Genomic DNA, 25,253 nt, shown 5'->3' with positions numbered 1-25,253 from the left:
AAAAGTTTTTTTCGACTTCGTTTTTCAGAAGTGTTCCAGCAACCCATTTATCATAACTCGTTGTTTGTTATTTGTCAACAACTTTTTTGAAGTTTTTTTCGATAGAATCAAGCTTCGTAAGCTGTCGTTTTTTAACGACTTAGTTATCTTATCATGTGTTTTTAGAAACGTCAAGAACTTTTCTGCTATTTTTTTAGAAAGTTTCATTACGCTGTTTCTTAAATCAACGTTAATAAATTTATCACGTAAACCAAGGTACGTCAACAAACATTTTCACTTAATTTTTCAAAAGAATATTCAAGCAAAAGATCATCATTCGCTTTTACTTCAAAAGAAGCATAAAAAAGTTTGCATTATCGAATATAATCCATGATAAACTGAACGTTTCATCCTTTAAAGAGGACCGGTTACCATAAAAAAAGAAACTTGAATTTTTTTCAAGTTTCTTTTGGTGTCTAATTCTACATTAAAAGAAAGGAACTCCTTCCACTTCGTAAGTGCCAAGGACAGAGCGCATTTGATCTGGGTCTTCCCAAAGATAGCCTTTACCTAAGTCTTCACTTTGACTTTTTTGCTCAGTTTCAAAAACAAACAATGGAACATTTTCGTGATTAATATGTGTATTGGTCAACTCCATCAAATTAATTTTGCTAACATCAATATGAACGATTTCTTTTAAAAAGCTAAGTATGTTTGCTAACCCCGTCTTTTCTTCTGAAAGCTCTGCTAATGCAAACTCCAGCTTGTCATCAATTGAATGGACTAAAAATTTTTTTGATCCATCCTCCAAATGCAACATGATTGTACCAGCTACTTTTTTGCTTGCCAAAATTTCCACCTCGATCAACTTGTTCTGTGGTTTACATAAAAATTCTAGCACATTTTCAGAAAAAATACACTTTTTATTTCTTATTTTCTTTCTGTTCTAGTTCTTCTAGTGCTTCGTCCACCCATTTTGGTAGTTGTTCCGCAATCGTGGCAAACCCGATCTTTTTATTTTTATTCGTAAAGTATCTTTTCCTTCGATAAGGAATAACAGGGCTCTTCTTCTCCAACGTACGTAACGACAAACTAATTTTTTTTGAATATTCATCAATATCAATGATTTGAACAGTTACTGGTTGACCAACTTTTAACAATGTGTGAATACTTTTCGTGTAACCTGATTGTACTTCTGATACGTGAATCAAGCCTTGTGTTTCCTCGTCTAAAGACACAAATGCACCATAAGGCTGTATTCCAGTTATTTTTCCTTTAATTATTTGTCCAATTTTATATGTCATGTACTTCCCTCTCTTTGCATTTATCATTATACTGTAAATGATTTAAAAAAAGAAGTTTTGAAAATACTCAATAGAAAAAGGGGTCCTTTAGATGAGTGAATTTGACAAGAAAGTTTCAAGAAGACATACCGATAGCGTAAAATGGGATTCAATTAAAGAAACCTATCAAAGAGACGACTTATTGCCTTTATGGGTTGCAGACATGGATTTTTTATCACCTGTTGGAGTAAAAAAAGCTTTTGAAAATTATGTTTCTCAAGGTCTTTTTGGTTACTCTACCGTTTCAGAAAAATTATATCACGCAGTCATCAATTGGGAAAAACAACAGCATCAGGTATCTTTAACAAAAGAACACATTGTCTTTACTAGCGGTGTTTTATCTAGTTTAGCTGTTGCAATTCAAACTTTTACTGAACCAGGTGACAGTGTGCTGATCCATGACCCCGTTTACCCACCTTTTTCTGCAATCGTCGAGAGTAATCACCGTCAGCTTATACGGAGTCAATTAATTGAACAAAACAATAAATTCATGATGGACTTTCAAGATATGGAAAAAAAGATCGTTGAACAACAAGTAAAAGTGGTAATCCTTTGTAATCCCCACAATCCAGGGGGGCGTGTTTGGACTAAAGAAGAATTATCACAACTAAGCGAACTATGTTTGAAACACAAAGTGCTGCTTTTTAGTGATGAAATTCATCAAGACTTAGTTTTTTCAACGAACCATTTTAACTCGATGTTAACGATTGATGAAACACTAAGTCAGTCTTTAATCACGTTTACTTCGGCAACCAAGACCTTTAATTTAGCAGCGATTAAAAACTCAATGGTGTTTATAAAAAATCCTAAATTAAAAGAACAATTTGAACAGCGGTTACTAATGAATCAGCAACAAGATATAAATACTTTTGGTCTAATCGGTACACAAGCTGCTTACGAAACGGGTAGAGAATGGCTTAGTCAACTGCTTCCTTATATAGAAAAAAACGCGGCCACTGCCACTTCTTTTTTTGAAAAACATTTACCTCAACTAGGTGTGATGACGATTGAAGGAACGTATTTGATGTGGTTAGATTTTTCTGCTTATGAAGCGAATGACGAGTTGCTAGAACAAACATTGATTACCAAAGGAAAAGTTGTTTTAAATCCTGGCATCTCATTTGGTCCTGCCGGTCATGCTCATATGCGATTGAATTTAGCTTGTCCGGAAGAAACACTACTAGATGGATTGATGCGGATAAAAAAAGCCTTCACATAAAAAACAAAAGCATTTTTGACGACTTTTAAACGAGGTTCTATTCTAATTAGAAATAAAATAAACCAACTGGGTCAATGATTGAAACCAGTTGGTTTATTTTGTGATTAGTTAATAATTAAAATGTCTTACTATTGCGAGTGATTATTCTGATACTTCAACTTTCTCAATCACTACATCATGTACTGGACGATCTTGTGGACCACGTTGTACGTTAGCAATTTCGTCTACGGTAGTCATGCCATCAATCACATGACCAAATACAGTATGACGGAAATCTAGCCAAGGTGTCCCACCACCTTTGTATGCTTCGATGATTTCAGCCGGGAAGCCTGCACCTTCTAATTGATCTAGCATATTCGCTGGTACATTTTCATTATTCACGATAAAGAACTGGCTACCGTTTGTATTTGGTCCAGAGTTAGCCATCGATAACGCCCCACGTAAGTTGAACAACTCACGACTAAATTCATCTTCAAAACTTTCACCATAGATACTTTCGCCACCCATACCTGTACCAGTTGGATCGCCACCTTGAATCATAAAATCAGGGATGACACGGTGGAAAATTACTCCGTCGTAATATCCTTTTTTAGCAAGTTCAATAAAATTTTTAACTGTTTTAGGCGCTAATTCTGGGAATAATTGGACCGTAATATCACCACGGTTTGTTTTTATTACTGCCTTTGGTCCTTTTTCATTTTCTAAGCTTAATTGTGGGAATACCATATCTTTTTCCTCCTAAAAATTATTCCTTCATTGGTAATAATAACATATTCTCTCTATTCGCTGTTACATGAAACTTAAGAAAACAAAAAGACTCATCCTTATGTAAAAATGATTATATACTTTTTATCAAATGATAGATACTTTTCTGCGTTTCTCTGACTTAAAAAATAATCCACGAGTATTTTTAAATATGTGAACCAGTAGATTTCACGAGAGATCGTTTTCGCTTCTGCCCCAATCTCCTTAAGAATTAGAAATAAATCATTTGTTTGAGAAGTATTCTCAATTAAATTCTGCTATAGTGTGGGTATGAGGAGGAAGTTTTCTATGGAAATCTATGATATTACAATTATCGGTGCAGGACCAGTAGGGATGTTTGCAGCGTTTTACGCAGGTATGCGTCAAGCAAAAACTAAGATCATTGACAGTTTACCTCAACTAGGTGGGCAATTAGCAACGCTTTACCCAGAAAAATATATTTATGATATTCCCGGCTATCCCGCCGTGAAAGCCAGTGACTTAGTAGCAAATCTGGAAAAACAGTTAACCACATTCAATCACTCTTTTCATTTGAATGAGGAAGTTCTTTCTATTACTAAAGAAGATGAAATAATTGAAATCACAACTACTAAAGGAATCCACTATTCAAAAGCAGTCATTTTGACTTTAGGAAGCGGTTCTTTTCAACCTAGAAAATTAAATGTACCAGAAGCAACAACTTATGAGCATCACGGTCTCGATTATTTTGTGAACGATTTAATGAAATATGCTGGTAAAAAAGTAGCAATTGCAGGTGGTGGTGATTCAGCAATTGATTGGGCATTGATGCTAGAACCGATTGCGAGTGAAGTTTATCTTATCCATCGCCGGCCAGAATTTAGAGCTCATGAGCATAGTGTAAACTTATTGAAAGCTTCATCAGTCAATCTTTTAACTCCCTATCTCATTGATGAATTATCTGGAAAAAATGGGGAATTGACTGCTGTTCGCTTAAAACGGGTAAAAAGCGAGGAAACAATTGAGTTACTGATTGATTCATTGATTGTTAATTATGGGTTCACCTCAAATCTAGAACATCTTTCAACATGGGGACTTGAAAGTACCAGAAATGCAATTTCAGTAAACTCAGATATGTCAACCTCGATACCAGGCGTTTATGCTGCTGGCGATATCTGTTCTTACAAAGGAAAAGTAAAATTGATCGCTACTGGATTTGGCGAAGCACCTACAGCTGTCAATAATGCGTTACACTTTATTAACCCTAAAGAACGCACACAACCTGGACATAGTACCAGTTTATATGATAAAAAAGTTCCTCCGAAATAGGATAGCTTGTGTGATTTTTGACCATTTTGTCCAAAGCAGAGGAGACAACATTTGTTTCTTGCTTTTTTATTTGGTAGGCTAACAATATAGTTGATTCACAGAAGCAAAAGGAGGAAGAAAATGGTTATCAAAACTGAAACGCTAGAAGAAAAAGCACGTGAATTGCTCAATGAGCGTGGAGTAACCCTTGAAGACATTGCTGAGCTAGTGATGTTTTTACAAAAAGATTACATTACTGATCTTACTTTAGCAGATTGTATCCAAAGTGTTCACGCTGTCTTAACCAAACGTGAAGTCCATAACGCGATCATAACTGGGGTTCAATTAGATATTTTAGCAGAAGAAAATAAGTTGATGTCACCGCTCCAACATATCATTGAAGATGATGAAGGACTGTATGGGATCGATGAAATACTAGCCTTATCAATTGTAAATGTCTATGGGACAATCGGTTTCACTAATTATGGCTATATCGATAAAGTAAAGCCTGGTATTTTACAAAAATTAAATAGCCATGACGGAAAAAATGTGCATACTTTCTTGGATGACATCGTGGGTGCAATCGCTGCCTCTGCTGCCAGTCGTCTTGCTCACCAAGAGCCAGAAAAACGCAGTCGTTTGACTCAATAAGAGGTTGTGAAAGAAGCGATCAGCTCCGAGCGAATAAGAGAGGATTTTTTAAAATAGCTTCTCATATTTTGAAAAATTCAGGCTTATTTCAAGGAGCCGATGTTTGAACACCGTTTAGAGAAAGAGGTTGTGAAAAGAGCGTTTTGTCCTGAGTATTAAGGATGAAAATCTCGAAACAGCTTTTCATGTTTTGAGATTTTTTGACTTAATACCGAAGGACAGCTCTTTGAACACCGTGAATCAGAGGTTGTGAAAACATCGTATAGCTCCGATGACAATAAGAAAGAATTTTTTAAAATAGCTTCTCATATTTTGAAAAATTCAGGCTTATTTCAAGGAGCTGATGTTTGAACACCGTTTAAAGCAAAAACCCGAGACAATCTCCTTGTCTCGGGCTTTTTTTATTCTGTTGAAACAAAATAGGCATTATGATTTGTTCTATTCTATGTTTGATTTTAACTTCTTTTTAGCTCTCTTTTTCCAATGATCACAAAAAAAGCAAAAAAGAGTTCAATTAAAATAAAAAATAAAATAAAACTATGCATAAAAAATTGTTCTGGTAAGACGTTAATGATTGGATCGGTTGTCGGATCAAACAACCAATCGTCGTTGTTAAAAAATGTTTCATGGAACAAGATAAAAAAGCGATCAAATCCTACCAACATAAAAAAGCCAAAAACAATCGGTACGAGCATTCCAATCTTAAACGGTTGAACTAAACGCCAAAAACGCTTATGACGTTTCAGATAAAAAAGATAGTAGATACTAGGTATCAACGTCAGCAGCAGCACAAAATAGTTAAGTAAAAAAAGTTTTTTGACTTCATAAAAATGATGTGCCCCACTTGTAGAAATAGGAAAATTTTGCAGACTTAATTCCTTCTGAAAAGGATTATTTAAATAAGCCATTAATTGATCAAAATTTTTCAATAAAGTTTCTTGATCAAGCGTAGTATGATCCAATATGTTCAGATATTTGATGTCTAGTTCATAGAGAAAGCGAAAATTGATTGTTATCGCGATCGCCAGACTGATCAGCATGAAGAATAGACAAACCAAACCAGCATATTCTCCCCACACCCATTTTGTTTTTCTCATTCTAGAAACTCCACTCATCTAACGAACGGAGAACGTGTGTAGCAGGTACCGGTAATAAAGGTACATCCTCAGCTTTCGTAAATCCTGAGAGCACCAACAACGTATCAATCCCATTTCGAATCCCTGCTTGGATGTCTGTTTCATAGTTGTCTCCAACCATGATGACATCTGCTTTCGTTAAACCTAATTTTTCTACCGCCTTATCCATAATGATCGCTTCTGGTTTGCCAATATAAATCGGTGGCGTCTGCGTAGCTGTCTCCACAAACGAAATTACCGATCCTGCACCCGGCAGCAACCCACGCTCAGTTGGAATATTTTTATCTGGATTTGTTCCAATAAATGTTGCCCCTTTTTGGATTGCAAGAGTCGCTTTGACTACTTTTTCATACGTCAGATAATTATCTAGACCGACTACTACATAATCGGGATTTTCTTCGTCCCAGACAAATCCTGCTTCTAAAATCAAATCGATCAAACCAGCTTCACCTATGGCATAAAACGTGTTTCCTTTCCCGGCAGCGTGCATAAAATCGATCGTTGCTAAAGAAGCTGTATAAACAGTTTCAGGGCTAACGTGTATATCAAATTCATCTGCCAAGCGATTTGCTACTGCTTGTGGACTTTTTGTGGTGTTATTCGTAACAAACAGAAAAGGCTGTTTTTTTGCCTGAAGAGCCTCCACAAAACGTTTCCCAGCAGGTATAGGTTCAGTCCCCCGATAAATCGTTCCATCTAAATCAATCAAATATCCTTTATAATCCATCTTTACTCTTCCCTTTGTCTTATCGTAAAATTAGTGTTGGCTTTTGGTTTAGTTGATGTTTTTTCAGTCTTTTTTTGTTCTGTTTTTCTTTTTTTGATGACCGGTTTTTTGTGATTTGAAGAAACGGGTCCTTTTTTCTCATCAATGTACGCACGATGTTGGTTTTGATTTTTCTTTTTTCTTCGGCGAGGAGTATTTTTTTCCTTCTTACCTCCGATTTGTTCAATCACAAAATAAGCGCAACCAAAATTACAATACTCATACAAATAATCTTCCAAAGCATCAATTCGTTGGTCGGGATGAGCACGTCTGTTATCTACACGGAAAAATCCTTTTAATCTTAGTTGTTCATAGCCCCAATCACCAACGATATAGTCATAACGCGACAAGACTTCACTATATCTTTCGCCAAGTTTTTCTGGATTGAACCCCTCTCGATGATCCTTTACTAGGCGATAGTGCTGTTCGCCAATCAAAAAATTCTTCTCATCGATGAAAGTAATGATTTCTCCCTTTACTTTCTCCGGTTTGGGTTCTTCGATAATTTCTTCTAACACGGCGGTGATTTCTTCTGTCACCGTATGGTCCTCGACATTTTTCGCTGTCTGTTTTTCTTTTGTTTTAGCTTCAACGGCGTGTTGCTCTTTTTGTTTTGCCGACATGCTTTCACCACCTATCATTCCTATTATACCTTGTTTTTATTTTATTGGATAGTGAGCATTTAAGTATTCCCCTACTACGCTACGAATAAATTCCGGAAATAAAAATTCATTTTCACCAGCAATCTCAATCGTTGGAAAGAAAGGTACAAACATAAAATGATCCACTGTTGTAAATGTATATCGACGCTCGTTATCTATCGGCTGATTCAGCCAGTGAACTTGATGATTCACTGCATCATAAGAGATCCCACTATAAACCACTTGTCCAAAAATTTTTCCCCGAAATCCCATACCTCTGATTGGGTAATTGCGTAAAAAGGCACGATTTTTTTCGATTTCTAATACCAATCGAATCAAATCACTTCCTTTAAGTGTGACATTCAGTAAATGCATTGGATGAGGCAATGCCGTATGCAGTTGATCCTGATTGATCAGCCCTGCTGGTAATCCAGTTAAAAACAACCCACTATTTAGCATTGCGCCTTGTGTTTGCCCACGATACTTGACTGCTTCTAACGCCTCATAGATAAAAGAATGTTCCGCAAAAATATCTACTGATAAATCATAAGGTAACTTGGCTACTTTTTTTGCCGCTAATAGTTCGTGCCCTTTAGTTAAATAATCTTGGCTTTCCTGCTCATCTTCAATAAACGTCATCATCGTTTCTGTTGGGATAGCCCGAGCTGATTTTTGGATGATGTTTTTATGCTCATCAACGGTGAGATGAACCTCTCCAACGTATTGTCCATATTTTCCCGCTGCTGCAAGCTGAACACCATTAACGATTTGACCATCAATCAGCAAATGATGCGTATGTGATCCTAAGATTACATCGATTGATGGAAGTTCTTGGGCAATTTGACGATCGTCTTGGATACCTAGATGGCTCATCAATACCAAGATGTCTACTTTTGGTCTTAGTTCTTCCACTAATTCAGGCAAAATATCATAAGGGTTTCTGATATCCCAACCATTTGGACTATAAGTTAAGGGAAAAGGAGCCGTCAAAGCCAGTAAGCCGATTTTAGTCTGTTGAGGAGTTTCAATGATCTTGTACTTTTTTGCCCATTTCGGCGGTTGCAACAGATGTTTATCAAACAAATTATCCAATAAAATATCAAAGTTTGCCTGATCATAAAGATGATTCAATTGATCCTTGGCATTTCCCACGCCTTCATTATTACCTATCGTCACAGCATCATAACCTACGTTATTCATTAGTTCAACATTTGCTTGTCCATCGGTTGCTTCTGATAGCGGGTGCCAGCGATCAACAAAGTCACCTAAATCAACAGTGATGGTCGTGGTATTTTCTTTTTTTTCGTTTTCACGCTTTTTTTGCTCAATAAACCTTCTGATTTTAGGCCAGTTTTCTAGATGCGAGTGTAAATCATTCGTATGTAATAGAACTATTTTTTCCATCTTATTCTTTCGCCTCACTTTTCTTTATCATACCATAGGCTTTTTCTTTGTTCACTTTGAAAGATTTTAAAGAAAATCAAATTCCTCCGCTGTGAATAGACCCCATTCTAAACGTTAGCCTTGTGGATAATATCGGATCAAGCTAATAATCAGTCTATCCCTAGCTAGCGATTTAGGGTAGAAAAGTGATGAAAAAATACGTTACAGCAAAACATGATTAATAGACATAATTCTATTGGCATTGCCCATTCATTCGTCAGCTAACTTTCAATCAAATCGACAGAAATAAGCCGTAGAATTTCCAATATACGCAGGACGAATGTCGGAATTCTTCGGCTTATTTCTTAAAACTAACTCTTCTATCACTACTTCTTCAGTAATAATCAAGTAGTAATCAAGTAGTAATCAGTTTCTCATTTTTCTCTTTTCAGACAACTAATTAAAGTTTTTTTAATCAAAAAATTGATTAGATGCAGCTATCCCGATTTGTAGACGATCCAATGGTTCGCCAAACATCCCTGCCCAGCCATCGTAGCCAGCAATAGAGGTGCCATCATCACAACATACTCCTAGCCAACCAGCTCGGGCGGTCGTTTGTGAACGGTAGTAGGCTTGCGATAATGTCTTACCTGTAGGTGTTGTATAGTAAAGTTGCACACCATCGATGGCTTCACCAGGATTTCCTGCACATCCATTGACCATATCATTTGGATCACCTTTGCTGACCCAATCTAACCAACCACTTTTTACCGTATGGACTCGATAACGAATCGTTCCCGCATCTACTTTGATATAAAGCATGTCATGTTGATTATTTGGCAATCCTGAAAAACCGTTGGAATCGACATCATTGAAATTGGTAATTTCTCCTAACCAACTTCCGCCCAACACACGTAACCCATAGTGAACATTGGTAGAAAAACTTCCCCCATTATTTACCCCTGGTGAATAAGTAAATAAAGGATTGGATTTCGCAATCCCGATTTGCAGACGGTCTAGCGGTTCGCCAAACATCCCCGCCCAACCATCATAACCGACGATCGATGTTCCATCATCGCAACAAGTTTGTAACCAGTCAGCACGAGCGGTCGTTTGTGAACGGTAATATGCTTGTGAATAAGTTTCTCCAGCAGGTGTTGTGTAATAAATTTGTACACCATCAATCGCTTCTCCAGGATTCCCTGCACATCCATTGACCATGTCATTTGGATCACCTTTACTAACCCAATCTAACCAACCGCTTGTCATCGTGTGTACTCGATAACGTAATGTTCCTTTATCAACCTTGATATATAGCATATCGTGTTGATGATTCGGTAATCCTGAAAAACCATTAGAATCTGAATTGTTAAAGTTAGTGATTTCTCCTAACCAAGCTCCCCCCAACACTCGTAAACTATAATGAACATTTGTCGAAAATGAAGGTGGCGTTGGGTCATTAGTCATTCCTGTTGAACTTGATTGATTAAAACCGCCAGAAAAACGCCAAACTTCATAATAATGAAACCCATTTGCAACGATATAATTTTTATCAAAACGTAATTCTTGAATCGCAGTATTTTTTTCTCCTTGCGTATAGTAACAAGTTGAAGTGATGTTTTTACCACCACCAGTAATCACACCTGTATGTCCAATCGCACCACCTGAATCAGCCATCGAGGACCCACCAGAAAGTAAAACAATATCCTCATCTTTCAGCTGAGAGAGATTGGAAGCGTTTGAATTTCCGACTAAAACTAATACATAACCACATCTCTGGAGATAACCACCAAGGGTAACCGTATTATATAAATAGCTATAAGGAATTCCAGAGCTGTCTTTGACTGCTTGAGTAATACTTCCAGAACAATCTGCCGTTCCATCTGTACCGTTTCTTGAGCCAGTCATGGAATAGGTTATCTGTCCACGATGTTTATTGAACCAATCCACGACTTTTGTTCGGTTTAATTGTTGGTACCAGTATCTAGCTTGTTGCGCTCTTGCTGGTTGGTTTGCATTTGCCGGTCTTTCATAATATTGAATGAAAATATTCGCCAGTTCTTCTGGAGATTTGTTACTTGTCTTAAATTGTTGAAACGTCATAGATATATTATAAAATTGTTGATTGTTTGCTACCTCCCACTCAATACGTTTGCATTGAGAAATGACGTCTTTGTAATTTAATCCATTCGCATTTGCCCAATTGATATATTTAGATGCTGGTGTCCATTGCACTAGTCCGTATCCACCAGACATATTTCCGACAATGTCGCTCTCCCATCGGTCGGCAATAATGCCACTTTCTGATTGCATGTTCCCTAATAATCCAGCAACTGCGGTTTTTGACCAACCTTGACTGACCAAGTAATCCCAAATTGTTTTTGCTGTTTCAAATTGTCCCATAATAATTGTTCGCTCCTTACTTTCAATCATTTTTTCATATTAGTTGCGCCTTTAAATGTACACAGCTTATTACTTACTGTTATCTTTCATCCTCCTAAAAAATTATTTTGATCATTTGATTCGAATCACATAGATATGTGAGCTATTTTAGTGATTTGTGACAGAAAAAATAAAATCTTTCACTTTTTTCTAAAAAGCTGTGCCTAGGTTGCTTTGTTAGTAAATAAAAAAGTCATGATCACGTAGTATCTCAGTAAATTCACTTTGATCCTTCCTAATCGTTCTCTGTTTCGTTATTGTTTTGGTTTCATTTTGTCTTGAATTGATTTTAAAATCCCCTCAAAATAAGTCGTTACTTCTGACTCAGCAATATTGGTCAAAATGCTCCCAATCTCAGTGAAAATCAGGCAAGTCGTAAAAACCTTTACTAACGTAAATTCAAAATGAACGCCGTTTTGGATCAACACAAAATCAACGACTCCCGTCAGGATCAATAACACAAAATGACTGAGTTTTTTCCAAAGTCCTCGCCAACTTAGCGTTGAATACCAAACATGATTGACTTTTGCTTTAAGCCAACCTGTTATGAGATCTAATAGAACCACTAGAAAAAAACTGTGAATTAATGCTTGATCATTAGCAAAGACTTTCGTTAATGCCGTCATACTAACACCTCCTTTTAAACGTAATGACTGCGAAAGAAATGCCCTCAATAACAGACATTAGTTTGCAGTTTTGAGTCCCTTGCTTTTAGCTTTCATCATTTGTTTGATACACTATTCTTCTTTTTACATTGTCAGACCTTCCTTTCACTACTTTGCTAAAGATTTTTGTTTCCATTTAGATATGTTGGAAAATAATAAAATTTGTGACAAAAAAAAGAATCATTTGAGCAAAATCACTCAAATGATTCTTTCAACTTTTCACTGTTCTTAAGTCAACTTATTCGTTCACTATTAAATTTAGAGCTGTCATTTTATCAAGTTCTCTGCATATTCAAAAAAAGAATTTCACAAAATATTCGTTGTGAATATTTGTAAAATCCATATTTCAGCTTAAAGTTAAATTTTATTCTAGGCTTTTTTCTTGTCATTTATTTTAATTATTTTTTACTTCTTCTGCTTTCTTAAAATCGCATGTGTCAATGTTTCAGAAAAATTGATCTTCAATTCTTTGCCTAATTTATCTGCCCATTTAGGAATAGACACATTTTTACGTTCTCTCTTTTCCATGTCCAGATACTCTTTTATATTAACTGAAACAAGCGTGACAAATAAATACTCTTTATTGTATGTATTTGTCTACTCAAAAGGAAAAGAGTTTTCTACATTAATATTATTTATACTTGAGCTAGACGGCAATTTATTTTCTTCCTCAATATAATAAGACAATTGTAGCCCAAGATAGTCACTAGCCATCTGTATACCGTCGTTTATATCATTTGCTTGTGTTCCGTTCCCATCAATATGTACCTCTTTCGATTATTTATTTTTAGGTCATTGGTATGGAATGCTGTCTTTTTACCAATAACAATTATACTCTATCTATTTACTTCTCTATAAAATACAAATAAAGTACCTAAAAAACTAAAGAGACACTGGTTCATTATACAAAAAAAAACGTAACAAGTAGTAAAGTACTACCTATCACGCTTTTAAGATTCGTTTTAATCAGACACATGGCGGATCCTGCTTAGTGCTGCTTCCTTCCAGATCTGACACGCTTCACAAGCCCGCCATTGTCCTAGCCTTTCGGCAAATAATAGTATACCTGATTTTTTTTTATTTGGCTAGCCTTTTTTTAATTTCTTTTTTCTTAAGCGCAACTCTCTAAAAAAATCCGTTAAAAGTTGGCCACATTCCGTTTCCAAAACGCCTCCTACTACATGGGCTTGGTGGTTAAAGCGTTCATCTGTCAACAAGTTCATTAATGTTCCCGCTGTTCCGCCCTTTGGATCATACGCACCGAAGTATACTTCTTTGACTCGAGATAAAATCATCGCACCGCTACACATAGGACAAGGCTCGAGTGTCACATATAATTGGGATTCTTCTAAACGCCAACTTCCAACATTTTGACAAGCTTCACGGATCGCAATCATTTCCGCATGCGTGGTTGCATCTTGCGTGGTTTCTCTTAAATTGTAGCCTCTTCCAATGATTTCATCATTTAAAACAACAATCGCTCCAATTGGTACTTCCGCTAATTGTTGGGCTTTCTGAGCTTCTTCAATGGCTAACCGCATCCATTTTTCATGTTTTTCATTATCGATTTCCTTCATTTCCAATCGATCCCCTACTTTTCATTTTCTTGCTTAACTTTAGCATAAGACAAAAAGGTTGTAACTAGCTTTTTGTCTTATGGTAAAATAAAACTTGAGGTGACTTTGATGGACTTGACAAAACTGATAACACTTTATCCTAATGCACAGAAAAAAAATTCTCCTGCTTCCGATAAAGGAATTCTCTCTTTAGCAATTGATGATTATTTTTTATGGATCGATCAATCGACGATTTCGACACAAGAAACAAATATTTTGAAAGCGTTATTCCCTGTAGCTACTGTCGAAGATAATCATCCGTGGTATCATTATCTATTTGAAAATAAACCGCTAGTAGCAGAAGAAAGCTTTCGCATGATTCAATTTCACATTGATCCAAGAGGAGAATTTCTTAAGCGCCAATGGCAAGAAACAATCGGTGAAATGTTTTTCCACTTAGAAGATTTTTTCTTTTATACAGAAACCGATGCTGTACTGATTGAAAAAAAATATCCTAGTTATCTAGAAATTTCTGAGCTAAGAGGTATTTTTCTTTCATTAGATGCAGACTTTGAAATTACTACCCAAGTATTTATTGGCTCATTTCATTTGCCTTCTCCCAATTTTTCAGAACTGTTTTTTGAAGAGCGGAAAATATTTTTTGAAGAAAAAAAGCACTTTGCTTTACATGGTGGCGCAATCTCATTATCGGAGGTGGCTTTACATCATTATACAAAAGGAACAATGAACAACAATCAGTTAATTGCAAGTTATCAGGAGATGGTCAAACGGACAGAAATGGAAGAGATCATTTCAGTGTTATGGAAAAATTTAGGTAATATTAGTTCGACAGCTAAATCACTCTTTCTTCATCGAAATACATTGAAATACAAAATCGAAAAATTCCAAGAACAAACTGGGTTCAACTTAAAAGAAGCAAATGATTTACTGTTTTGTCATTTGCTCTTACTGCAAGAACAAACACATTGAACACAAAAAGCGAAAGTATTCGTTCATGAGACAAACCAATAATGTTTGTCCCATTTTCTAATACTTTCGCTCTTTTTGTACTTTTAACTTTACTTTTTTTGTTGCATCACATGATTTTATCAACGTAATGGAGTAAACGGTCTTTCACATCTTCCGTTGATCCTTTTAGAGAATCTCCGTAGACAGAAATTTTCTTTTTGCCTGACTTGATCTTCGCCAGGATTCCCATCAAAGAATCTAAATCACTATCCGATAAATGTTCAACGATATCTAGTAGTTTTTCGTTTCCATCAAATGTCTCATTAACGAACTTTTTTACTTTTGCCCGGTTCGTCAAATGATGGATTTTTTCAATGACTTTTCCCGAAACAACTACTGCTGTCGCTACGCTTGCTGCTGCTGCGACACCTAATCCAATTGTTACTTTTGTTGATGTTTTCATCATTATCAGCTCCTTTTATCTATATTAATCATAGCATAGATAAAAAGATAAACGAACTATTTACCCTTTTTCACTTTCAAAATCGCCGAAAGATAAAACGCTACCACCAATTTTTCTGATCATCTATATGAAAGGACGCTTCAGCATCGTTTCATCCATTTACTTAGGGGAATATTCAATATTTGTTAATACTTCAGGCAAGTTCTCTTCCAACTCAGCCAATTTATTCCAAATCAATGTCATTGTTTCAAAAAATTCATGAGAAGATCGATCTGAGTTCAAACTGCCTAATGCATTGAGCCAAAGTAATTCTAATAAGTAAGGCTCTTTGATCCCAGTATGTTCTTTGACATATTCTGAAAACGCACGTTTAAATAAGGAAGCCATATCTAACTCAGACTTAATCACTACTCCACGAATGCTTTCATGGATTGAAAAGAACTCTTTTAGTAGATGGACGATACTGAAGAAATCATCAATGACATATTCTGATAAATAGCGATCAAAACAGATCGTTATTTCTTCAAGTATTTTTTCTTTTAATATACGTATTGATTTAAAGTGGGCATAAATCGGATAAGTGGAACAGCCACAAAAAGAAGCTAAACTCCTAGCTGTTATCTTTGATAAGCCATTTTCTTCAGCATATACCATACTTTTAAAGAGTAAATACTCTTTGCTAAAATTTGTTACTCTACTCATACAATTCTTCCTTTCTCACTTTTGATCATTTTTTTTAAAAAGACATTATTTTTAGTCATCTCTAAATTAAAGGCATTATTATTTAGAGAACAGTACTAATCCCCCATTAAAAATAACAACATAACATCAAAAAAATATATTTAGGTACAATTTCAACAAGAAGCTTATTTTATTAATAACTTTCTTCAGTACTCAAAACCCAACATAACAAAATCAGCTAAATAACAATGTTTTTGTTATATAAATTGATTATTTAATCTGTTATAACTTGACAAAATGAGCGAAAAAAACAGCAATAGAATAAACGATTGTTATATACCATTTAAATAACAACATGTACATACAACAACTACTACTATGTGAGAATAACATACATTAAAAACTCTTTCCACTCACAGTTTATGTCCTCCCATGGACAATGGACAAAAAATAAAAGGAAAAGGAGCAACTTATGTTAACGGACGCAAAAAAGAAAGAATTGTTAGTATTCTATACCATTGTTCAAACCAATAAATGTTCCTTACGTGAATTATCTCAGGTTCTATCAATCCCTAAGAGAACGATCAAAGAAATCATCCGCAAATTAAACGGGACTATTTTTCAACAACTAAGTATCCCTAGATTCATTTACTCAACTGCCAAAGGCGAATTGAAATTAGATTCACAACATAAAGATGAAAAAATGGCGATCTTTCATTATATAAAATTGTTTTTCCTACGCGAATCAAATCGTTTTAATTTTTTATTGTTACTTTTTGATTCGCCACACAGCCGTGTTTCAAAAAAAATATTACTGGAAAAGTTGTACATATCTCCTTCTTATTTAGAAAAACTAACTAATCAATTAAACAAATCACTTAAAAAGTTCCATCTGCAAATCATCTCTCGCCAAAATTGTTACATTTTGAAAGGCGATGAATTATCGATTAGAATTTATATGTATTTCTTTTTTTCTGATGCTTTTCAGGGGATTGATTGGCCTTTGACAAATATGAAACTTTCCCAAGTAAAGCATACTCATTTATCCAATGAGCTTTTGATGACCAAGAAAACATCAAAGATACAAGAAAAAGTTTACTTATTAGTGGCAATCTTTTTAATGCGATCTGCTCATCATCAATTACCAGATGCTAGCCTCTTAGAAAGCTATGAAACAATGAAAATTTTAACTTCTACAAAAGATTTTAGCGGCGAATTGAAAAAACAATTGTCCCAATCCTTGCCTGAAAGTCTTGTCCAAAATGAAGTACTATACTTTAATTTTTTACTTTGCTATTTTTTTCCTAACCTCATTCCCGAACAACAAAAAACACTCTTTGGCTATGAGTTTTCTAAAAGTAATCATTCGCTTTGTCGACAAGTTTCTTTTCTGATCAAAAAAATAGCTGAGTCATTCCCTTCGATATCTGCTGGTGAAAAGAAATATTATTACCATTATTTGATTATGATGCTGACGACGTTTATTTTTTTATTCCAAGAAAAAATCGATTACTTCCATGCACTTTATTATCCTTCTGAAAATATGAAAATCGATGCCTCGGATCAACGATTAAAAAAAATACAAATGATCATCGCTGACACGTTTACTTCTCAACCAAGCCAAAATTTACTGCACGAACATCTTAGTCGCCTGATCTATACACTTTTAAAATCGGAAGAAAATAAAAAATTAGCGATACATCTACAAATAAGCAAGGTCTTTTCGGGAAACTACCACATCGAAAAATTATTAAAAAATATTTTTAATCATCAGTTTTTACAAATCACCGAAAACCCTGAAGAAGCTGATTTAATCGTCACTGATTGGTTCGATACCCAACAACAAACGGCAGATATCTTTTATCTTGACCCTGAACGTGAAGATGAACTTTGGCTCCATTTATTCCATCTGATACAAAGACTCCACCAAAAATAATCCTTTTGTTTCCTTAAGCTGGAAAATAGCTGAAACAAGCCAAAAAAGTATAGGACAACCTGTTGTCCTATACTTAACTATTATCTTGATAGATAGCCCTATCTTATTCAACTCTTTGCGTTTGAACCAGGTCAAAGCGGTTTAACGATGATTACTTACGATTTTTCATTGCTAGTAAGGACCTTAATAATGTCCCATGTACTAGTCTCTACGATTACCACCGAATAATAAGATCAAACGAAGCAATTGTAAGAAAGTGGCAAGTGCTGCAGCTACGTATGTCAATGCTGCGGCAAAGAGTACGTGTCTAGCCATTGGTACTTCTTCTGCTGTCAGAAGACCACCTTCGCTTAGAATTTGAATGGCTCGTCTGGATGCATTAAATTCGACTGGTAATGTAACTAGCTGAAACAAAAGCGCAAGTGAAAAAGCAAAAATACCGATGTTGATCAATGTATCATTCCAGCTCAGTAAAACACCAATCAAAATCAATGGAAATGAAATCATCGAACCAAAATTAGCCACTGGAACCAGTGCGGCACGAATCTTTAGTGGCGCATAACCAACAGCATCTTGTACCGCATGCCCACATTCATGGGCAGCAACACCAATTGCAGCTACCGAAGTAGACTGTGCCGTTGCTTGTGATAAGCTCAACATTTTATTTCCTGAATTATAATTATCGGTCAAATCTCCTGCAATTTGTTGGACACCGACATCATTAATTTGTTGACTTTGTAAAATGTATTGCGCTGCTTGAGTACCCGTCACGTTATTCTTACTTCTGATTTTGTCATATTTACGAAAAGTACTGTTCACATAAGCTGAGGCAATACCGGAAATAACTAATCCGATGATCACTAACAAAAATGTAGGATCAAAAAAGCCATACATGCCATATCCATACATGATAAATCCACTCCTTTTTATTTTAACTTATTTTACCATGAGTGATCTAAAAAGAAGGTGAAAATACCTTGAGTGTATTAGAGTTTTTTAACAAATTCTGATTTTAATTTCATCGGTCCAAATCCATCGACTTTACAATCAATGTTATGGTCGCCTTCCACTAGACGAATATTTTTCACTTTTGTTCCTTGTTTGATGGCACCAGATGCACCTTTCACTTTTAAATCTTTGATCACTGTCACACTATCGCCTTCTGCCAAAGGATTACCATTAGCATCAAGAACGATCAAGCCATCTACTTGGTCCTGTTCTTCATTTGTCCATTCATTTGCACATTCAGGACAAATAAATAATCCTCGATCTTCGTAAGTGTATTCAGAGCCACATTGTGGGCAGTTTGGTAATGTCATCTTCTTTCTCCTTTAAAAATAGCGTTGAGCATTATTGTAACGGATAACGTGTCTTTTGAAAAGAGAGACTTGTGATTTTTAAAACAAAGTTTAGTAAAAATCCTTTTTACAACGAACAACTCTCTCTTCTAAAATAGTTACTATCTTTGATACGCATGACAAATCTCTTTGATTTCGTCATAAATTTCTGCCACTTCCGCTAAATCTTTCGCACTTGCGCCACTTGCGAGCGGGTGGCCACCACCATGATGCTTTTTCGCTAATTCATTAATGATCGGGCCTTTCGAACGTAACCGTACACGGTAATATCCTTCAGGTTGTTGCACAAAGATTCCCCAAGCTAATACCTCATCAATGACACCAGGCAAGGAAACAACAGCTGCTGTTTCAGAATCATCAATTCCGTATTGCGAAAGGAGTTCTTGTGATAAAATCACTTTTCCTGCGCCATTTTCATCAACCTGGATATTTTGGTATAAATAACCTGAAAGTTTAGCAACTTTCATCGGCATTTGTTCAATTTCACGATTCAATGCACTGGCATCAAAAGGATAACGTCTTAAATCTGCTGCAATTTCCAACGTCCTGGCGGTTGTAGCTGGATATAGGAAGCGTCCTGTATCTCCTACAATCCCAGCATAAAGCAAACGCGCTGCACTAGTATTCAACGTTAACTCATTTGGAAACATGAGGGCAAACTCCGTAATCATCTCACTACAACTGCTGGCTTTCGTATCGACCCAGACCAGATCACCATACGGTTCATCATTTGGATGATGATCAATTTTTATTAATTTCTCACCTAACTTAAAACGATCATCACTGATTCTAGGTGCATTTGCTGTATCAGTGACGATGACCAAAGCTCCTTCATACACTTGATCATCAACTATTTGCATTTCTGCTAAAAAGCGCAAGCCCTCCACAGTTTCCCCGACTTGGTAAATTTCTTTTTGAGGAAACGTTGCTCTTAAAATCTCTGCTAAACCTACTTGAGAACCTAAAGCATCTGGGTCAGGACGTTGATGTCGATGGATGATGATTCGATCATATGTTTTTATTTCTGCTAAAATTTCAGATTGGACAGTCATTATTTCCCTGCTTTCTATGAACGTTCCATTACTTGGCAAACAACGATTGCCTTGGAAACGATCGTATTTTCGATATATACTTCAATGTCTAGTTTGGCTGATCTCCGACCAATTTCAAGCACTCTTGGACGAATATCCAATTCGCTTTCAAGTTGGATTAAACGTAGATAATGGAGACTCATCTGTTCGATCATGATATTTCTGCGTTGATTTAATACCATGGTTTTTTGTGCAACATCAGAAAGGATCTCACTTAATACACCAAATGAAATCGTACCGACCCCATTGACCATTTGAGGGGTAACCATAAATTTAAACTTTGGATTTGCCAAAAGATTCCCGTCTCGGTCTCGATCGATCGTTTGGATTCCTCCTGAGATTTGGTCAGAGATCGTATCTGCAATTTGCGGTTGTCGCTGAACTAACTGCATGGCTTTCATCACATCTTGCCGAGTAATCAGCCCTTCAAGTGTCAAATCATCCGAAACGACTGGCATGACTTCTAAACCATCCCAGATCATTTGATGGCTGACAGAAGCAACACTCATGTTTTTTTTCACACTGATCGGGTCTTTTGTCATGACCCGCTCAATTACTTGTGTATCTGCTTTACCAAGTACATCTTTAGCAGTAATAATTCCCATCAAGCGCATGTGACGGTTCACTACTGGAAATCGTGAATGGTGCGTTTCCTCTGATAGTTTTTGATAATCGGCGATCGTATCTGTTTGTAGCAGGTAGTGTGTCTTTTCTGCTGACATATAGATATCACTGACAAGCATAATGTCTTTTTTAATCAATTGATCACTCAAAGCACGGTTGATCATCGTTGCTACGGTAAAGGTATCATAAGTCGTACGAAGAATCGGCATCGCTAATTCGTCTGCTAAGCGAGCAATCTCGGGGGTAGTGTCAAATCCACCAGTAATCAGCACGGCGGCTCCATCTTCTAAAGCTAATTTTTGAACTTCCGTGCGGTTACCGACGATCATCAGTGATCCTGGTGTGATATAGCGTTCCATCGCATGTTTCGTCATCGCACCGATCACAAATTTATTCAATACTTTGTCTAATCCTGTTGCACCTCCCAATACATCTCCTTCAATGATCCTGACGACTTCCCCAAACGTCAGTCGTTCAATATGTTTTTTCAATTTCCGCTCAATCCGGATTGTTCCGACACGTTGGATCGTTGAAACTAATCCGATATTTTCAGCATCCTTGATGGCACGATAGGCCGTTCCTTCACTTACGTTTAATTCTTTTGCTATACTTCTGACTGAAATACGATTTCCAACCGGTAAGCTTTCGATATATTCTAAAATCAAGTCATGTTTCGTCGCCATATCTTTAACCTACACTTCTAGCGTTTCAGAAACGCTCATTATTTTTCCTTCGTTCCCTGCCAACTTCTCAATAAATAGTTGAGGATCTTGTTGGATAACAGGAAATGTATTGTAATGGATAGGAACGACTAGCTTAGCGCCAATCCGTTTTGCTGCTCTCGCTGCATCTTCTGGTCCCATTGTAAAATTATCACCAATTGGTAAAAAGGCAACGTCAATGGTAAATTGTTCGGCAAGTAAAGCCAAATCACTAAAATCAGCGGTATCTCCTGCGTGATAGATCGTTTTTCCTTCCGCTTGGATCACAATCCCACTAGGTTCGCCCATATAAAGCGGTGTGCCAGCTACCTCATAACTTGAGCTGTGCTGAGCAGGAACAAATTTTACGATCCCAAATGGAAATTCATATTTTCCACCAATATTCATCCCATGTCCTTTGGCACCTAACTGTTCCGCATAATTGGTAATCTCAACAATGCTGATAATCGTTGCATCATTTTGTTTAGCAATCGGCACCATGTCTCCTACATGATCGTTGTGCCCATGAGTAACTAAAACCCAGTCTACTTCTACCTTATCCACTGTTAAATCTGTTAACGGATTGCCTGTAATAAACGGGTCGATAATCAAGCGTTCACCATTTTTCATTTCGATCGACACACATGAATGTCCGTGATAAGTAATTTTCACTTTTCTCACTCCTTTTACTTTCTTTCATACATTAAATAAACCGATTTCATTTAGAGAATAATCCTAAATAATAGTACAGTACATACGTAATCATTGTAACAGATAATACAGTTTGTACCAAGTGGCAAATCAGCTCAAACCACTCTAAGTACGCTACTCCACTAACTCTGCATACGTAAAAGGAACTATTTTTTCGAAGTCTGTTCTAGCGATCTTAATGCTTCTGCCAATTTCGCCACTTGACATGACCAACACTTGCTTTTCTTTGAAAGACGCATCAACTAAAAAAAGATAATCTGGGTGTTTAAGATAAATGCCGATCGGTGTATTTGCACCATGTGGATAACCAGTAGATGCCATCACAAAATCCATTCCGGGAAAACCGACTTTGTGATCACCAGAAATTTTCCTGGTTTTTTTGTAATCTAAATGTTCCGACAATGGAACAACGGCAATGATTACACCTGTTTTATCCCCTTTCAAAACTAATGTTTTACAAACACTGTTTTGATCAATCTGTTTTTGCTTGAGTATTTTTTGAAAATCATTCAATTCTGTCTGATTAAATGTCAGAGCTTCGTAAGAAATTCTTTCTTTTTCTAAATATTCTTCTACTTTTGTTTTCATCTACTATCTTCCTTCCATTTCCTTCTCTTTTATTTTACAAAAAAATAGAAAAAAAAGAACGAGCAAGAACTTTGGTTCAACTGATACAAAAAATGGTATGGAAAAGTCACCTCTTTAAAAGATTACGACCTTTTCCACACCATTATTGTTTCAATTATTTTTTGCCTCTACGTTGTGTTGCTTCCATGATCACTGGTAAAATCACTGGACGACGTTTTGTTTGTTCAAATAGGTAGCGTCCTAATTGATCTCGAATGTCTTGTTTTAATTTACTCCACTCAAAGTCGTTACTTTCCAAGTGTTTTTCCACGATTTCTTCGATCATCGTCCCACTTTCTTTCATCAAGTCACGACTAGCTTTGACATAAACGAAACCGCGAGATGTGATTTGTGGTTTTGAGACGATTTTCTTTTCACGGCGACTAATAGTAACTACAGCTACAAAAATACCATCTTCTGACAAGATTTTACGGTCACGTAACACAATATTACCAATATCACCAATTCCTAAACCATCGATCATCACATTTTCAGCACTGATCGTTCCAGCGACACTCATCCGTTTATTTTTATATTCCAACACATCACCACGTCCTGTGATGTAAATGTTTTTGTAAGGGATCCCGACGGCATGAGCTAAATCAGCATGAGCAGCTAATTCACGATATTCACCTTGAACAGGAATAAAATAAGTTGGTCTCATCAAATTAAGCATCAACTGAAGATCGTTAGGGTTCGCATGTCCAGACACTCGCATGTTTTCAGAGATCAATTTGACCGTACCACCTGCACGATAAATGATATCTTCTGTTTTAGCTACCATCGTTTCCATCGCAATACTTGGAGTAGTTGTGATATAGACTAAGTCGCCTTCTTCGATTTTGATATTACGGTGGGTTTTATTGGCCATTTTTTGCAATGACTTAATTGGTTCACCCATCCGTCCAGTTTCTAAAATGATGATTTCTTCTGGTTTGTATTTCTTCATGTCCTTCAAGGTCACAAGCAAATCTTCACTCGGAAGTTGTAGTTTTTCCAGACGCATTGCTGTTCGAATAATCCGTTCAAAATCTTGCCCTGTCAATACTACTTTTCTTTGTGCCTTTTCGGCTGCATCCAAGACTTGTTGAACCCGCTGTAGATTACTTGCCACACAAGCAACGATAATTCTACCTTCCCAATACTTGATCGTATCGAAGACTTCATCCGCAATCTGCAGCTCTGATGCTACAGGAACTGAGTTTTCAGCGTTCGCTGATTCACTAAGTAATGCCAATACGCCTTCTTTACCGATTTCTGCCAAACGAGCATAATCAGTTTGATACATTGGAATAGCTGTCTGATCGAATTTAAAATCGCCTGTGTAAACGATACTGCCCTCTTTGGTTTTCAAGTTGATCCCGACTGAGTCTGGAATCGTGTGGGTGGTTCGGAAAAAGCTGACGATCGTCTCGCCAAAATCAATCTCCGTGTGTTCATCGACTACATGGAAATCTTTGAAACCTTTTGCTGCATCATTTCGTCCCACACTCAATTTAGCAAGCTCGATCGTTAACTCGGTTCCAAATACTGGTACAGAGAGCTTAGAAAGTAAATAAGGTAACGCTCCGATCGCATCTGCATGTCCATGTGTCAAAAAGACTCCCGCTACCCGATCAATGTTTTCTTCCAGATACGTAAAGTCAGGAATGACTACATCAATACCTAACAATTCGTTTTCAGGATATTTTAAACCACAGTCTAAAACAAAAATATCTTCTCCCACTTCAGCGATGTACATATTTTTTCCATTTTCACGTACGCCGCCTAAAGGGATAATTTTAATGGTACTCACAAATTTCACCTCTTCTTATGATGTCCAAGTTTAAAGACATCGATTCTCTTCTTTAACTAAATAGATGATTCATCTCAATGAGCAACTCACAAAATTTTAGCTGACTTCTTCTATTGCTTAGCAAGAAAAAGCAGCTGATTGACAGTCCTCTTGTTTATCTTCTGCCATTTTTGAATAAGTTTCATTAAAGCGATGAATCGATTATTTTTAACACAAAAGTCGAAAACAATGGATTCGACTACTCCCCATCATTATACAACAAATTAGATAAATCGCTAGCATCTGCTATTCTCAAGAAAAAAAGCCTGGTTTTATAAAGCACAACCAATCTTGCCTCAAATCATTGATTAAAACAGTCTCAATTTAACAAACTGTCTACTTTTATCCGTTCTTCTGTTACAAACATACTCCGTCTATTTTACCATATTTTTAGGAATAACTATAGTAGGATTTTCGATCTCAATAAAGGCTTTCTTACTACCAAT

At 36.4% G+C, this 25,253-nt stretch carries 24 protein-coding genes, 1 other RNA gene and 2 pseudogenes; 5 read left to right on the top strand and 22 right to left on the bottom strand.

The window, feature by feature from the left end; translation table 11 throughout:
* Positions 1-466 precede the first annotated feature (466 nt).
* Positions 467-829 (bottom strand): hypothetical protein, encoded by a 363-nt coding sequence (locus AB3I12_RS12440; protein WP_010720718.1) that lies wholly within the window; start codon positions 827-829, stop codon positions 467-469.
* Positions 830-902: 73 nt separating this feature from the next.
* Positions 903-1,283 carry a CvfD/Ygs/GSP13 family RNA-binding post-transcriptional regulator gene (locus AB3I12_RS12435; protein WP_010720719.1) on the bottom strand — a complete coding sequence of 127 codons (381 nt, stop codon included), beginning with the start codon at positions 1,281-1,283 and terminating at the stop codon, positions 903-905.
* 91 nt (positions 1,284-1,374) lie between these two features.
* On the opposite strand from AB3I12_RS12435, the gene AB3I12_RS12430 reads away from it, so the two are divergent.
* On the top strand, positions 1,375-2,541 hold the full coding sequence (locus AB3I12_RS12430; protein WP_010737204.1) for a MalY/PatB family protein: 1,167 nt from the start codon (positions 1,375-1,377) through the stop codon (positions 2,539-2,541).
* Between the two features lie 141 nt (positions 2,542-2,682).
* Here AB3I12_RS12430 and AB3I12_RS12425 read toward each other — a convergent pair whose 3' ends face one another.
* Positions 2,683-3,267: a peptidylprolyl isomerase gene (locus AB3I12_RS12425; RefSeq protein ID WP_010720721.1), complete on the bottom strand. Its 585-nt coding sequence runs from the start codon at positions 3,265-3,267 to the stop codon at positions 2,683-2,685.
* 327 nt (positions 3,268-3,594) lie between these two features.
* Between AB3I12_RS12425 and AB3I12_RS12420 the strand changes: the two genes are divergently transcribed.
* Both AB3I12_RS12420 and AB3I12_RS12415 read left to right on the top strand, forming a co-directional pair.
* Positions 3,595-4,593, top strand: a complete 999-nt coding sequence (locus tag AB3I12_RS12420; RefSeq protein ID WP_010737203.1) for an NAD(P)/FAD-dependent oxidoreductase — start codon at positions 3,595-3,597, stop codon at positions 4,591-4,593.
* A gap of 120 nt (positions 4,594-4,713) precedes the next feature.
* On the top strand, positions 4,714-5,223 hold the full coding sequence (locus tag AB3I12_RS12415) for a phosphatidylglycerophosphatase A (protein WP_010720723.1): 510 nt from the start codon (positions 4,714-4,716) through the stop codon (positions 5,221-5,223).
* Between the two features lie 455 nt (positions 5,224-5,678).
* Here the strand turns inward: AB3I12_RS12415 and AB3I12_RS12410 are convergent, their stop codons facing one another.
* The 10 genes and pseudogenes from AB3I12_RS12410 to tadA all read right to left on the bottom strand — a co-directional run bounded on the left by AB3I12_RS12410 (position 5,679) and on the right by tadA (position 13,833).
* Positions 5,679-6,320 (bottom strand): TIGR01906 family membrane protein, encoded by a 642-nt coding sequence (locus AB3I12_RS12410; RefSeq protein WP_010737201.1) that lies wholly within the window; start codon positions 6,318-6,320, stop codon positions 5,679-5,681.
* A gap of 1 nt (position 6,321) precedes the next feature.
* Positions 6,322-7,086, bottom strand: a complete 765-nt coding sequence (locus tag AB3I12_RS12405; RefSeq protein ID WP_010720725.1) for a TIGR01457 family HAD-type hydrolase — start codon at positions 7,084-7,086, stop codon at positions 6,322-6,324.
* A gap of 2 nt (positions 7,087-7,088) precedes the next feature.
* Entirely contained in the window at positions 7,089-7,748 is a 660-nt protein-coding gene (locus AB3I12_RS12400; RefSeq protein WP_010720726.1) for a YutD family protein, read from the bottom strand.
* A gap of 36 nt (positions 7,749-7,784) precedes the next feature.
* Positions 7,785-9,170, bottom strand: a complete 1,386-nt coding sequence (locus AB3I12_RS12395; protein WP_010737199.1) for a bifunctional UDP-sugar hydrolase/5'-nucleotidase — start codon at positions 9,168-9,170, stop codon at positions 7,785-7,787.
* Positions 9,171-9,620: 450 nt separating this feature from the next.
* Positions 9,621-10,088: pseudogene (locus AB3I12_RS12390) on the bottom strand (hypothetical protein); the annotation flags it as partial.
* 660 nt (positions 10,089-10,748) lie between these two features.
* Positions 10,749-11,552 (bottom strand): annotated as a pseudogene (locus AB3I12_RS12385) (phage tail tip lysozyme); the annotation flags it as partial.
* A 293-nt stretch (positions 11,553-11,845) separates the two neighbouring features.
* Positions 11,846-12,217, bottom strand: a complete 372-nt coding sequence (locus AB3I12_RS12380; RefSeq protein ID WP_010737197.1) for a phage holin family protein — start codon at positions 12,215-12,217, stop codon at positions 11,846-11,848.
* 444 nt (positions 12,218-12,661) lie between these two features.
* Positions 12,662-12,784, bottom strand: coding sequence for a hypothetical protein (locus tag AB3I12_RS12375; RefSeq protein WP_256734524.1), 123 nt, complete (start codon positions 12,782-12,784; stop codon positions 12,662-12,664).
* A gap of 432 nt (positions 12,785-13,216) precedes the next feature.
* An RNA gene (gene ffs, locus AB3I12_RS12370) (signal recognition particle sRNA small type) lies at positions 13,217-13,301 on the bottom strand.
* A gap of 40 nt (positions 13,302-13,341) precedes the next feature.
* Positions 13,342-13,833, bottom strand: a complete 492-nt coding sequence (tadA, locus tag AB3I12_RS12365) for a tRNA adenosine(34) deaminase TadA (protein WP_010737195.1) — start codon at positions 13,831-13,833, stop codon at positions 13,342-13,344.
* A 108-nt stretch (positions 13,834-13,941) separates the two neighbouring features.
* On the opposite strand from tadA, the gene AB3I12_RS12360 reads away from it, so the two are divergent.
* Positions 13,942-14,802, top strand: a complete 861-nt coding sequence (locus AB3I12_RS12360; protein ID WP_010737194.1) for a helix-turn-helix domain-containing protein — start codon at positions 13,942-13,944, stop codon at positions 14,800-14,802.
* A gap of 106 nt (positions 14,803-14,908) precedes the next feature.
* On the opposite strand, the gene AB3I12_RS12355 is transcribed toward AB3I12_RS12360, so the two are convergent.
* Positions 14,909-15,244: a hypothetical protein gene (locus AB3I12_RS12355; protein ID WP_010737193.1), complete on the bottom strand. Its 336-nt coding sequence runs from the start codon at positions 15,242-15,244 to the stop codon at positions 14,909-14,911.
* Positions 15,245-15,403: 159 nt separating this feature from the next.
* Positions 15,404-15,946, bottom strand: coding sequence for a hypothetical protein (locus tag AB3I12_RS12350; protein WP_010720734.1), 543 nt, complete (start codon positions 15,944-15,946; stop codon positions 15,404-15,406).
* A gap of 451 nt (positions 15,947-16,397) precedes the next feature.
* Between AB3I12_RS12350 and AB3I12_RS12345 the strand changes: the two genes are divergently transcribed.
* Positions 16,398-17,861, top strand: a complete 1,464-nt coding sequence (locus AB3I12_RS12345; RefSeq protein WP_010737192.1) for a helix-turn-helix domain-containing protein — start codon at positions 16,398-16,400, stop codon at positions 17,859-17,861.
* A gap of 201 nt (positions 17,862-18,062) precedes the next feature.
* On the opposite strand, the gene AB3I12_RS12340 is transcribed toward AB3I12_RS12345, so the two are convergent.
* From AB3I12_RS12340 to AB3I12_RS12310, 7 genes are all read right to left on the bottom strand, one after another.
* Positions 18,063-18,770 carry a zinc metallopeptidase gene (locus tag AB3I12_RS12340; protein ID WP_010720736.1) on the bottom strand — a complete coding sequence of 236 codons (708 nt, stop codon included), beginning with the start codon at positions 18,768-18,770 and terminating at the stop codon, positions 18,063-18,065.
* Between the two features lie 77 nt (positions 18,771-18,847).
* Positions 18,848-19,180, bottom strand: coding sequence for a zinc ribbon domain-containing protein YjdM (locus tag AB3I12_RS12335; RefSeq protein WP_010720737.1), 333 nt, complete (start codon positions 19,178-19,180; stop codon positions 18,848-18,850).
* Positions 19,181-19,320: 140 nt separating this feature from the next.
* Complete coding sequence (locus tag AB3I12_RS12330) at positions 19,321-20,271, bottom strand: bifunctional oligoribonuclease/PAP phosphatase NrnA (protein WP_010720738.1); 951 nt, start codon at positions 20,269-20,271, stop codon at positions 19,321-19,323.
* 14 nt (positions 20,272-20,285) lie between these two features.
* Positions 20,286-21,617, bottom strand: a complete 1,332-nt coding sequence (locus AB3I12_RS12325; protein ID WP_063627457.1) for a DRTGG domain-containing protein — start codon at positions 21,615-21,617, stop codon at positions 20,286-20,288.
* A 9-nt stretch (positions 21,618-21,626) separates the two neighbouring features.
* Positions 21,627-22,307, bottom strand: coding sequence for a metal-dependent hydrolase (locus AB3I12_RS12320; protein WP_010720740.1), 681 nt, complete (start codon positions 22,305-22,307; stop codon positions 21,627-21,629).
* Positions 22,308-22,460: 153 nt separating this feature from the next.
* Positions 22,461-22,934 carry a YbaK/EbsC family protein gene (locus tag AB3I12_RS12315; protein ID WP_010737189.1) on the bottom strand — a complete coding sequence of 158 codons (474 nt, stop codon included), beginning with the start codon at positions 22,932-22,934 and terminating at the stop codon, positions 22,461-22,463.
* Positions 22,935-23,088: 154 nt separating this feature from the next.
* Positions 23,089-24,768 (bottom strand): ribonuclease J, encoded by a 1,680-nt coding sequence (locus tag AB3I12_RS12310; protein WP_010720742.1) that lies wholly within the window; start codon positions 24,766-24,768, stop codon positions 23,089-23,091.
* Positions 24,769-25,253: the final 485 nt, after the last annotated feature.

This window comes from Enterococcus sp. C65 (assembly GCF_040887165.1).
Lineage (GTDB): Bacteria > Bacillota > Bacilli > Lactobacillales > Enterococcaceae > Enterococcus_B > Enterococcus_B hirae.
The sequence above is the reverse complement of the archived record's forward strand: the minus strand, read 5'-3'. Positions and strand labels throughout refer to the sequence as shown.